Here is an 11,853-nt window from a genome sequence, read left to right as displayed (position 1 = left end):
CGGCAGCTCGAGCTGCCGACCACCTGACCTTCTACCGACCACCCGTTCTTGACCGGGGCGCCTAGCCCGCGTCCGGCCGCGGGGCGTACATGATCACCGCGACCCCGGCCAGGCAGATGAGCGCGCCGGTCACGTCCCAGCGGTCGGGGCGGAAGCCGTCCACGGCCATGCCCCAGACCAGGGAGCCCGCCACGAAGATGCCCCCGTAGGCGGCCAGGATGCGGCCGAAGTTGGCGTCCGGCTGCAGCGTCGCGAAGAACCCGTACAGGCCCAGGGCGATCACGCCGGCGCCGATCCAGAGCCAGCCCTTGTGCTCGCGGATGCCCTGCCACACGAGCCAGGCGCCGCCGATCTCGAAGAGGGCGGCGGCCACGAACAGGACGATCGATCGGGTCACGTTCATCGGGCGGCACTCTCCGGGTCGGTGGCAGGTCCGCGCGATCCCGGGGGGGGGCCGCGCGTCGGGGAAGACGTTACGTCTCCGGGGTGTGTTGCTGTGAGTAGACACTGTCTACTCACAGCAACACACCTGGCGCGGTGACGTTCTCCCCCCGGCGACACGCCCGACGGTCGGCCGCTACGGCGTGTCGCCCGGGACCTTGCTGCTCTCGACGCGGGCGCGCGCCGGCAGGCCGATGTCCCAGAACTGGATGGTCTGCAACACCCAGAACAGGGCGAACACCAGCATCAGCACGGCCTCGACCACGAACAGCGTCTGCGGGAACAGGTCCGGCACGTACCGGTCGAGCACCACCATGGTCGCCAGGCCCACCACGAGCACCACGGCCATGACGGCCGCGATCGCCCGGTACCAGACGCGGTAGGCCGCCGCCGACATGCCGCGCAGCCGTTCGAGCGCCTGCGCGGTGATCCTCTGGTCCGAACCGTTGATCCACGCGACGGCGACCAGGCAGCAGAAGAGGAGCACGGCCGCGGCGTAGTGCGCGGCCGCGAGGAAGCCGTCGGGCCGGACCAGCAGCCAGACGCCGGTCGCGGCCCACGTGAGCCACGTGAGCCACAGGTCCCAGCCCTCGTGGCTGCCCAGGTCACGACGCCGCGGCCAGGTCGCGAGCGCCAGCACCACGCCGCCCACCAGCAGGAGCGTGCCGATGTTGTTGCCCACCCGCTCGGGCACGTCCAGGCAGTAGGGCTCGGCGGTGCACATGTCGGCGTCGAGCGGCGTCGGTACCAGGGCCACGACGACGGCGAACATGCCCGCGAAGTTGAGCAGCACCTCCTCGGCGCCGTGCCGGCCCTTGATCGCGACGAGGCACGTGCCGATGCCGACCAGCGCGCCCACGAACACGCTCTGCACGGGCGAGTAGAAGTAGGCGCTGATCGACGCGTGCCACCACTCCTCGCCGGAGTCGAGCCGCCCGTGGTCGGCGACGATCTGCATGGTCAGCGACACGAACAGCACCAGCACCACGGCCACGATCGCCACGCGTAGATAGCGATAGGTCAGCCGTCCCGGGTCCCCCTGCTTGATAGCCATGCGCACACTGTGTCGCAAGAGCCACAGAACGGACAATTTAGCCCCGCGATATCGCCAGGCGCGAGTCAAGCGGCGGCCGTGAACCGCCGCTCGGCGTCGGTCACCAGGGGACCCGCGTTGCGCAGCACCAGGGCGAGCCAGACCACCGCGAGCAGGGCGAACACGGCCTCGGTGGTCAGCACCACGACGCCACCAGCCAGCACCAGCAGCGAGAGCGTGCCCAGGGTGACCAGCGGCCGCGCGCCCAGGTAGTGCGCCGCCAGCCGGACCGAGTCGCGGGTGCGGAACCCGAAGAACGACACGATCACCAGCGCGTTCGTCGTCCACAGGGCCAGCCCCGCGCCCACCACCACGAGCACGCCCGCGTACCAGCCGGGCACGCCGCCGGCGCCGACGTTCGCCAGCCCCAGCACCACGACGACGCCCCCGGCGAGCGCGGGCACCCAGACCCGGAGGGCGTCGGCCCAGTTCAGCCGGTACCCGCGCCAGAACGACGACGCCGGGGTGAGCCCCTCGGCCCGGGTGCGGTCCCGCAGCGCGAACAGCCCGGCCGACACCGCCGGCCCCACCGGCACGAGGCACAGCGCGAAGAGCACGGCGTTGCCCGGCGTCCGCTCCAGCAGGAGCGAGCCGAGCACGCCCGGCAGGACGGCGACGACGAGCAGCAGCTCGACGATCAGGTGCCAGTACACGAGCGCGGTCGCTCGCCCGAGCACCCCCTCGCCGAACTCGCGCCGCTCGCCGTCGCCCCGCCGGCCGGAGCTCGGCCCGCCGAAGCTCACGCCGCCTCCCCGGGCAGGTCCTCGCGCAGCAGGACCACGTCCGTGGGAGCCAGCCGCAGCGTCTCGCCCGCCCGCACGGCCCGGCCGGTCAGCAGGTCGACGCCGGACGCGTGCGCGGCGACCTCGACCGGCTCCGTCGCGTGGGACAGCACGAAGGCGAACCGCACGCCGTCCTTGGCCCGGACGGCCAGCTCGACGTCGGGCACGTCGGCGTACGGGCCCACGAGCCCGTGCCGGTCGAGCAGGCGGCGCACCACCCACGCGGCCCCGGCGTCGTCCAGGCCGGTACCCACGTACCAGGCCTCGCCGCCCTCGGATCCCGCGGGGCGGTGCCGCGTCACGGCCGGCGTGCCCGCGTAGAACTCGGTGCCGTAGGTGCCGACCACGTCGGCGCCCTCGGGCACGAGCACCTCGAAGACGAGCTCCGCGGCCGAGACCGCCTCGCCGGACCCGTCGGTGAGCGTCACCGGGTTGGTCACGCCCGGCTCGGCCGAGTCGGTCTCCTCGACCCGGACGCCGAACAGCGGGGCCAGCGGCCCGGGAGCGTCCATGAGGTGCGCGTTGGCGTTCTCGTCCGCGCGGCCCGACCAGTAGGAGGCGAGCACCGATCCCCCGCGCTCGGTCACGGCGGCCAGCCGCTGGGCGACGTCGCCCTTGAGGACGTGCAGCATCGGGGCGAGCACCACGTCGTACCGCGTCAGGTCCGCGGTCGTGGGCACCACGTCCACCTGCGCGCCCGCCTGCCAGAGCGCGCGGTAGTACGACAGCACGGTGTCGACGTACCTGGCGTGCCGGTTGAAGCCGTCCGTCATCTCGGCGGCCCACCAGGAGTCCCAGTCGAACAGCAGCGCGACGCGGGCCGGCGTCCGGGCGGCCACGACGGCGTCGCCCAGCCCGGCCAGCTCCGACCCCAGCGCCGCGACCTCGCGGAACGCGCGCGTGTCGGTGCGCCCCGCGTGGTCCAGGACGGCGCCGTGGTACCGCTCGCAGGCCCCGCGCGACTGCCGCATCTGGAAGTAGAGGACGGCGTCCGCGCCGTGCGCCACCGCCTGCCACGACCAGAGCCGCAGCACGCCCGGTCGCTTGACCGGGTTCACGTCGCGGGACGCCGTGATGGTCGGCGTCTGCTCCATGACCCAGAACGGGTCGCCGGCCTTGATGCCGCGCATGACGTCGTGCGCCAGCGCCATGCGCACGTGCTCGCGCTGGCCGGGCGGGTAGTTGTCCCAGGACGCGAAGTCCAGGTCGCCGGCCCAGCGGTGGTAGTCGATGGGGCGGAACATGCCCATGAAGTTGGTCGTGACGGGCGTGGTCGCGTCGTGCTCGCGGATACGGGCCTTCTCGTCGCGGAAGTTGGCCAGCATCGCGTCCGACATGAACCGCCGGTAGTCGAGCGTGATGCCCTGGAACGCGGTGTGGTCCGGTCCGCGCCAGTGCTCGCTGAGCATGTTCGGCGGCACGATCTGCGCCCAGTCGCTGAACGTGTGCGACCAGAACGTCGCGTTCCACGCCTCGTTCAGGCGCTCCAGCGTGCCGTACCGCACGCGCAGCCAGTCGCGGAACCCGGCGGCGCACAGGTCGCACCAGCAGCCGCCGTCGAACCCGCCGTACTCGTTGCCGACGTGCCAGGCGACCAGGCCGGGCGTGCCGGCGTACCGCTCGGCGATGCGGCCGGCGAGCTCCGCCGACAGCCGCCGGTAGACCGGCGAGCTCGGGCACGCGTTGTGCCGCTGGCCGTAGACGTGCCGCCGGCCCTGGAAGTCGGTGCGCTCCACCTCGGGGTGGCGGTGCGCCAGCCACGGCGGCAGCGCCCCGGTCGAGGTGGCCAGCACGACGCCGCGCCCGCCCTCGACGGCGCGCGCCACGATCGCGTCGAGCTGCGTGAAGTCGTAGGTGTCCTCGTCCGGCTGCAGCGTGGCCCAGGAGAAGACGTTGAGCGTGAGCGTGTCGATCGACGCCTTGTCGAACGCCGCGTAGTCCTCCTCCCAGACGGGCCGGGGCCACTGCTCCGGGTTGTAGTCGCCGCCGTACAGGATCTTCGAGTCGGTCACGCGTCGTCCTTGTCGCTAGGGGTCCGGCCCAGGATGCGCGAGTCGTCCAGCCAGGGCGGGGTCTCGTCGCGCACGGGGTCGAGGGTCACCAGGGTCACGCCGTGGCGGCCGAGGGTCAGGTCGAGGTCGGCCCGCCCGCCGTCCGGCGTGGGGACCACGGGCAGGGAGAAGGCGCGGCGGGCGGGTTCGCTCGCCTCGTGCAGGGCGTCGAGCTGCCGGGCCGACGGCGACGCGGGGCGCCCCATCTCGCGCCAGGCGGCCCAGGCGTTGCCGGCGTTCTCGTCGACGTCGTACCGCATCCCGAACACCCGCGACGTGTCAGACGTACAGGTCCCTCCAGTGACCTGTACGTCTGACACGATCGGCACGCTCAACCGGATCTCGTGGCGCTCCGGCTCGGCCGCGTCGTCCGTGCCGCCCACGGGCTGCCAGGCGAGCACCGTCACCTGCCCCGTCGCGGCATGGCGCGTGACCAGGTGGTCGACGCCGCGCGCGAGCACCTCCTGCCCCATCCGCGCCATGAACGCGTACAGGTGGAAGGTCGGCTTGCGCACCTGGCGGTGCCCGAGCATGCCGAACCCGCCGTGGAAGAACGACGCCGGCACCCCCTCCTCCTCGAAGACGTCGCTGAACGTCCAGTAGGCGAAGGAGTCGGCGTGCTCGCCGCCGCTCGCGAGCACGGGGGCGAGGTAGGCCGCGTTGTACGCCGTGTCGTGCACGGGGTTGTCGGGCCGGTAGCTCGTGTTGAACTCGGTGACGTGCAGCGGCCGCCCCGCGAGCGCCGTCCCGGCCAGGAGCTTTGCGGGCCGGGCGAACTGGTCCAGCAGGTCCTCGGGCCGGCGGAGCGTCTGGTAGACGCCGAACGGCACGTGCTGCGCCGGGCCGGAGGTGTAGGCGTGCACGGACAGGAAGTCGGCGGGCAGGTCGCGCCGGGTGACGAACTCGGCGAAGGGCTCCCACCAGTCGTCGGCGCCCGGCGAGATGGCGGGGCCGCCCACCTGGAGCGCCGCGTCGACGTCCTTCACGGCGAGCACGGAGGTCTCGTAGAGGCGGAAGTACGCCTCCTGGTCGGCGCCGGCCCAGAAGTGCGTGAGGTTGGGCTCGTTCCACACCTCGACGGGCCAGGTCCGCACCTCGTCGATGCCGTACCGGTCGATCAGGTGCCGCAGCAGGGCCTGCACCAGGCGGGCCCACTCGGCGTGGTCGCGCGGTGGCGTGACGTTGCCCTGCCACCAGAACACGGTCTGGCCGCCGGACGCGAGGCCCTTCGGCATGAACCCGAGCTCGAGGAACGGCTTGATCCCGAGCCGCAGGTAGGCGTCGACCACCTGGTCCACGTAGGTGAACACGTAGGCGGTGCCGCGGTGGCCCGCGGCGTCGTACGGGCGGTGCACGGCGATGTCGTCGTGCAGGATGCCGTGGCCCCGGATGTGCCGGAAACCGATCTCGCGCTGCACGAGGGCCAGCGACTCCTGGTAGTCCTGCCGCAGGGCGAGGTTGAACCGCCCCGTGCCCACGCAGGTACGCCAGGCTTCCCCGAGCACCCCGCTCGCCGAACCCGAAACAAGAACCCGCTCCACAGCACTCCTCTGCTCTGTCGGGTGCGGGACCCGAGGGTCCCGCACCCGACGGATGAACTACTCGGTGACGCCCGCCGCCTGGTTCACGGTGTCGACGTACGTCTGCGAGCCGGCGCTCTCCACCTCGGCCACGTACGCGTCCCACTCGTCGAGCGAGCGGTCGCCCAGGATGAACTGCGACGTCGCCGTCATGACCAGGTCCTGCAGGTTGGTCTGCAGCAGCGACGACTCCTCGCGCTGCATCTCGTCCATCGCGATGCCCGGGCCCTTCTCCGCGACGTCCTTCTTGTTCATCTCGTCGAGGAAGCCCTGCACCTCGGGCGTGAGCGTGGAGCGGACCAGGTCCGAGGTGGACCCGTGGGCCAGCGACCAGACGCCGTTGTAGTAGCCGAAGTCGGTGTTCAGCAGCTTCGGGGCGCCCGGGTTGAGGCCGCTCCAGTCGACGTCGTCGGCCAGGGTGCGGGTGCCGTCGGCGTCCTTGGTGTAGGTCTCGCCCTCGATGCCCCACTTGGCGAACTCGAGGCCCTCGTCCGAGTAGTACAGCCAGTCGACGAACTGCAGCATCGCCACGAAGTCGTCGCGCTCGGCGGCGCTGGAGGACAGCGCGATGCCGGACTCGAACTGGCCGCCGGTGGTGGCGTCCATGATGTTGCCGGCGGGGCCGGCCGGGACCACGATCTCCTTGAGCTTCGCGTCCTTGTCGCCGGCCTCCTCGAAGCCGGTGCGGTACCGCGTCATCTCCTGGTCGTTCACGCCGAGGGCGGCGACCTTGCCGGTGGTCAGCTTGGCGATGGCCGGGTCGTCCTCCTGGGTGAGGCCCTCGGGGTCGAGCAGGCCGCGGTCCACCAGGTCGGCGAAGTAGGAGACCAGCTCCTTGTAGCCCTCGGAGGTGCCCGTGTACTCGTACTCGGAGCCGTTCCAGGTGACGCCGTCGCCGTAGCCCCAGCCCGCCTCGGTGCCGAAGTTGCCGGCCGCGGCCTGGAGGGTGGCCTCCATGGGCCCGTTGATGGACCAGCGCTCGGTGTACGGGTAGTCGAGCTCCGGGTGCTCCTCCTTGATGACCTCGAGCTGGTCGGCGAACTCGTCCCAGGTCTTCGGGTCCTCCAGGCCGGCGTCCTCCCACCAGTCCTCGCGGATCGCGATCGAGTAGGACGGCTTGGGGCTCTCGTGCAGGCCGGGCAGCACGTAGAACTTGCCGTCGGCCTGGCGCAGGCGGTCCAGGTCCTCCTGAAGGCCCCACTTCTCGACCTTGTCCTGGAAGTTGGGCAGGTAGTCGAGGTAGTCCGAGATCGGCAGGACGGCGCCGCCCGAGGTGAGCGTCTCGACGTCGGCCGCGTAGGTGGACGGGATCAGGTCGGCGGCGTCGCCGGAGCTGATCAGGAGCGCCCGCTTCTGCTGCCAGTCGGCCAGCGGCACCGACTGGATGTCGAAGGTGACGTTGTGCTCCTCCTCGAACGCCTTGAGGATCGACCAGTCCTTCTGGAGCGGGTAGTTCGGGTGGTCGCGGTACATGAGACCGAACTCGAGCGGCTCGGTCGCCTTGAAGGTGGTGCCGACGCCGTAGTCCTCCATGGCGCCGACCATCTTGTCGGCCGTGTCGACGGCGGCGCCGTCGTCGTCGCCCCCGGACGAGCACGCGGTGAGCGTGAGTCCGAGCGCGGCCACGGCGGTGGCCGCAGCGACCTTTCTAGGGGTGATCCTCATTGATTTCCTCCGGGGTATGAACGTCGTCGTTCGACGGCGGATCGGTCGGTGGTGCGGCGCGCTCAGCCCTTGACGGAGCCGAGCATCACGCCGGACACGAAGTACTTCTGGACGAAGGGGTAGAGGCACACGATGGGCAGCGCCGTGAGCAGCATCGTCACCGCCTTGACGTTGGCGCCGATCTGGACGGCGACGTCGCTCAGCCCCTCGCCGGTGCCGGTGGCGCCCGCGATGATGTTCCGCAGGAACACGGTGACCGGGTACATCTCCGGGTCGTCCATGTAGAGGAACGCGGGGAACCAGGAGTTCCAGAACCACACCGCGTAGAACAGGACCATGGTGGCGAGCACCGCCTTGCTGAGCGGCAGCACCACCCGGAAGAAGATGCCGTAGGTGGTCAGGCCGTCGATCGCGGCGGCCTCCTCCAGCTCCTCCGGGAAGTTCTCGAAGAACGACTTCATGACGAGCAGGTTGAAGACGTTGATCGCCTGGGGCACGACGACGGCCCAGATGGTGTTCTTGAACCCGAGCTGGCTGACCAGGATGTAGTTCGGGATGAGGCCGCCGGTGAAGAACATCGTGAAGACCGCGAACCCGATCAGGATCATGCGGCCCTTGAGGTACTTCTTCGACAGCACGTAGGCGAACGTCGTGGTCAGCGCCATGGCGATCGCGGTGCCCACCACCGTGTAGACCACGGTGTTGAGGTAGTTGCGCCAGAACAGGTCCTGCTCCAGCACCGACATGAGCGTGGTCGTGTTGAACCCGATGGGCCACACGGTGACGTCGCCGCTGCGGATCGCGGCCTCGGAGCTGAACGCCCGCGCCGCCAGGTTGAGGAACGGGTACAGCGTGACGGCGGCGACCAGCACCAGGATGGTCGTGTTGACCCAGCGGAACACCGTGTAGCCGGGGGTGTCCTTGACCGTGGTGGTCTCGGGACGGGGCCGGGAGAGGTCGGGGGTCCCGGCGCCCACGGCGTCGGTGGTCGGGGCGGGGGCGGTGTTCACCACAGGGAGCTCCCGGTGACTCGGCGCGAGATGGCGTTGGCGGAGAAGACGAGGACCAGGCCGATCACGGCCTCGAACAGGCCGATCGCCGTGGCGTAGCTCAGCTGCCCCGAGGTGAGGCCGACGCGGTAGATGTACGTGGAGATCACGTCCGCCGTCGGCTGGGTCAGCGTGTTGTAGAGCAGGAAGATCTTCTCGAAGCCCACCTGCATGAACTGGCCGATGTTCAGGATGAGCAGCACCATCATCGTGGGCCGGATCCCGGGCAGCGTGACGTGCCACGTCTGCTGCCAGCGGTTGGCGCCGTCGATCCGCGCGGCCTCGTAGAGCTGCGAGTCGATGGTGGTCAGCGTGGCCAGGTAGAGGATGGTGCCCCAGCCGACGGTCTGCCAGACCTCGGAGGACACGTAGATCGTGCGGAACCAGTCGGCCTGCTGCATGAACGAGATCGGGTCGCCGCCGAACAGCTTGACCAGCCGGTTCACGGTGCCGTCCAGCGACGTCAGCTCGAACACGAAGCCCGCCACGATCACGACCGACATGAAGTGCGGCAGGTAGCTGACGGTCTGCACGAACCGCTTGAACACCCGTGACCGGAGCTCGTTGAGCAGCAGCGCCAGGATGATCGGCAGCGGGAACACGATCACCAGGGTCAGGGCGCCGATGATCACGGTGTTCTGGAACGCCTGCCAGAACGCCTGGTCCTGGATGAACCGCTCGATGTAGTAGAAGCCGACCCATTCCTCGCCGAAGATCGACCCGCCCGGCCGGAACCGGCGGAACGCGATCACGTTGCCGGCCATGGGCAGGTAGCGGAAGACCAGGAACCAGATGATCGGCAGGAGCGCGAGGCTGTAGAGGCGCCAGTGCTTGCGCAGTGCCAGGCCCCATGTCTCCTTGCCGCGTAGCTCAGTTGCGCCGCGTAGCTCGGTAGCCATCCCCACCTCTTTGTGGAACGTTTTCGAAACTATCGACGTCGATGCCGATAGTGCTTGTCGTGAGGGACAGTAGGGTGAGATCCGGCGACACGTCAAGACATGCCCAGAACGTGGTGATTACGATCCAGACACGGCGTTCCGTGCCCTGTACGAGACCCAGTACTGGCGCAATACGGTGTACCTTCGGGTCGAAACTTCCGCGGACATGACCGAAAGGGTGGGTGCGATGACCGGCGTGAGCCCCGGGCCGACCATCGCGTCGATCGCACGCGAGCTCGGCCTCTCGGTGCCCACCGTGTCCAAGGTGCTCAACGGCCGGGCCGACGTCGCCCCCGCGACCCGCGACCGCGTCGAGGCCGCGCTGGAGAAGCACCAGTACCGGCGACGGCGTCCGGCGACCGCGCCCACGGGCAGCGGGCTGATCGACCTGGTCTTCCACCGGCTGGGCTCGGCCTGGTCCATGGAGATCATCCGGGGCGTGGAGGACGCCGCCGCCGAGCTGCGGACCAGCGTGATCCTGTCCGAGCTGGGCGGCGAGCACCGCCCGCCGGCCCGGTGGCTCGACACCACCATCTCGCGACCTCCGCTGGGCGTGCTGCTCGTCGCCGCGAACCTGTCGGAGAGCCAGCACCAGCAGCTCGACCGGCGCGGTGTCCCCTACGTGGTGATCGACACCGACGGCGAGCCACCCGCCGACGTCGCCTCCGTGGGCTCCGACAACTGGAACGGCGGGCTCCAGGCCACGCGGCACCTGCTCGCGCTGGGCCACCGCCGCATCGGGATGATCACGGGGCCGTGGAACATGCTGTGCAGCCGGGCGCGGGCCGACGGCTTCCGGTCCGCGCACGAGGAGGCGGGCGCCGTCGTGGACGCCGCGCTCGTGCGCGAGGGGAACTTCTACGTCGAGGCGGGCTTCGAGCAGGGCCTTGAGCTGCTGTCCCTGCCGGACCGGCCGACGGCGGTGTTCGCGGGCTCCGACATGCAGGCCCTCGGCGTGCTGCGCGCCGCGCACCAGCTCGGCCTGCGTGTCCCCGAGGACGTGTCCGTCGTGGGTTACGACGACCTGCCGCTCGCGTCCTGGGTCGGCCCGCCGCTGACGACGGTGCGGCAGCCGCTCCGCGAGATGGGCGCGGCCGCCACCCAGATCCTGCTCGACATCGCCCGCGGCCGGTCGCCGAAGGTCCGTCGGCTCAACCTCTCGACGGAGCTGGTGGTCCGGGAGTCGACGGCGCCGCTGACCTGAGAGGGTGGGGCCCATGTCGAACCGAGTCATCGTGGTGGGTGCCGGCATCGTCGGCGCATCGGTCGCGTACCACCTCGCAGCGCGCGGGCAGGCGGTGACCCTGCTGGACGCGGGCCTGCCCGCCTCCGGTGCCACCGGCTCCTCGTTCGCGTGGATCGGGCGGCCGGACACCTGCGACCTACCCTCCGCGCCCCTGCGGTTCCTCGCCCTTGACGAGTACCGGCGGCTGGAGCGCGAGCTGCCCGGCCTCCGGATCTCGTGGACCGGGTCCCTCACCTGGGACAGCGATTCCGACACCCCGCACCACGCCCCGGACGACGGCGCGCTCGACCCCGTCGAGGTCACGGAGCTGCTCGTCGCGGCGGCCGTCGAACGTGGCGCCGAGCTCCGCGTCGGCACCCCGGCGACCGGCCTCGTGCGGGACGGCTCGGCCGTGACGGGCGTCCGGACCGGTGCCGGGGTGCTCCCGGGCAGCACCGTCGTCCTGGCCGCCGGGACCGGGACCCCCGCCCTGTGCGCCGGCATCGGCGTCGAGGTGCCGGTCGAGTCGTCGCCCGCCGTCCTGGTGCGGCTGCGCGCCGCGCCGGGCCTGGTGCGGACGATCGTCGCCGGCCCGGAGCTGGAGGTACGGCAGCTTCCGGACGGGACCCTGCTGCTTCCGCTGGCCTACGCGGGGCAGACGAACCGGGCTGCCCTCCAGGACACCGCCGAGGAGGCCCGGCGATCCCTGCTCCGATACTTTCCCGGGGCGTCGGACGTCGAGATCGTCTCCGCGGAGATCGGCTGGCGGCCGATGCCGACGGACGGCGAACCGATCGTCGGAGCCGAACCCGGTACGGCCGGGCTGTACCTCGCCGTGATGCACTCGGCCATCACCCTGGCCGCCGCGGCCGGCCGCCTCGCCGCCGAGGAGATCACGACGGGGGTCGCGGCGCCCGAGCTCGCGGGATGCCGGCCCGACCGGTTCAGCCGGGACCGGTTCGTCTGAGCCGCCGGCACCAGGGGCAGCCGCGCGCTCCGGTCCCCGGGCGGGCCGAGGACCGGAGGGCG

General features: G+C 71.0%; 10 protein-coding genes. 2 read left to right on the top strand and 8 right to left on the bottom strand.

Annotation, left to right across the window (positions count from 1 at the left end; genetic code table 11):
• Positions 1-61: 61 nt before the first annotated feature.
• The 8 genes from ACFU5G_RS05795 to ACFU5G_RS05760 all read right to left on the bottom strand — a co-directional run bounded on the left by ACFU5G_RS05795 (position 62) and on the right by ACFU5G_RS05760 (position 9,560).
• Entirely contained in the window at positions 62-403 is a 342-nt protein-coding gene (locus tag ACFU5G_RS05795; protein ID WP_377241700.1) for a YnfA family protein, read from the bottom strand.
• Positions 404-577: 174 nt separating this feature from the next.
• On the bottom strand, positions 578-1,495 hold the full coding sequence (locus tag ACFU5G_RS05790) for a hypothetical protein (RefSeq protein ID WP_377241698.1): 918 nt from the start codon (positions 1,493-1,495) through the stop codon (positions 578-580).
• Between the two features lie 65 nt (positions 1,496-1,560).
• A complete protein-coding gene (locus ACFU5G_RS05785) occupies positions 1,561-2,277 on the bottom strand; it encodes a DUF624 domain-containing protein (RefSeq protein ID WP_377241696.1) in 717 nt (238 codons plus the stop codon).
• Complete coding sequence (locus ACFU5G_RS05780; protein ID WP_377241694.1) at positions 2,274-4,328, bottom strand: beta-galactosidase; 2,055 nt, start codon at positions 4,326-4,328, stop codon at positions 2,274-2,276. The genes ACFU5G_RS05785 and ACFU5G_RS05780 overlap by 4 nt, the downstream gene beginning before the upstream one ends.
• Positions 4,325-5,872 (bottom strand): xylan 1,4-beta-xylosidase, encoded by a 1,548-nt coding sequence (locus tag ACFU5G_RS05775; RefSeq protein WP_377241692.1) that lies wholly within the window; start codon positions 5,870-5,872, stop codon positions 4,325-4,327. The genes ACFU5G_RS05780 and ACFU5G_RS05775 overlap by 4 nt, the downstream gene beginning before the upstream one ends.
• 93 nt (positions 5,873-5,965) lie before the next feature.
• Positions 5,966-7,612: an extracellular solute-binding protein gene (locus tag ACFU5G_RS05770; protein WP_377241690.1), complete on the bottom strand. Its 1,647-nt coding sequence runs from the start codon at positions 7,610-7,612 to the stop codon at positions 5,966-5,968.
• Between the two features lie 62 nt (positions 7,613-7,674).
• On the bottom strand, positions 7,675-8,625 hold the full coding sequence (locus ACFU5G_RS05765) for a carbohydrate ABC transporter permease (protein ID WP_377241688.1): 951 nt from the start codon (positions 8,623-8,625) through the stop codon (positions 7,675-7,677).
• Positions 8,619-9,560 carry a sugar ABC transporter permease gene (locus tag ACFU5G_RS05760; RefSeq protein WP_020015868.1) on the bottom strand — a complete coding sequence of 314 codons (942 nt, stop codon included), beginning with the start codon at positions 9,558-9,560 and terminating at the stop codon, positions 8,619-8,621. The genes ACFU5G_RS05765 and ACFU5G_RS05760 overlap by 7 nt, the downstream gene beginning before the upstream one ends.
• Positions 9,561-9,786: 226 nt before the next feature.
• Here ACFU5G_RS05760 and ACFU5G_RS05755 point away from each other — a divergent pair, with 226 nt between their 5' ends.
• Both ACFU5G_RS05755 and ACFU5G_RS05750 read left to right on the top strand, forming a co-directional pair.
• On the top strand, positions 9,787-10,803 hold the full coding sequence (locus ACFU5G_RS05755; RefSeq protein ID WP_377241686.1) for a LacI family DNA-binding transcriptional regulator: 1,017 nt from the start codon (positions 9,787-9,789) through the stop codon (positions 10,801-10,803).
• Between the two features lie 13 nt (positions 10,804-10,816).
• Positions 10,817-11,791, top strand: coding sequence for an NAD(P)/FAD-dependent oxidoreductase (locus tag ACFU5G_RS05750; RefSeq protein WP_377241684.1), 975 nt, complete (start codon positions 10,817-10,819; stop codon positions 11,789-11,791).
• Positions 11,792-11,853 lie beyond the last annotated feature (62 nt).

The organism is Promicromonospora sp. NPDC057488, assembly GCF_042802395.1.
Lineage (GTDB): Bacteria > Actinomycetota > Actinomycetes > Actinomycetales > Cellulomonadaceae > Promicromonospora.
The sequence above is the reverse complement of the archived record's forward strand: the minus strand, read 5'-3'. Positions and strand labels throughout refer to the sequence as shown.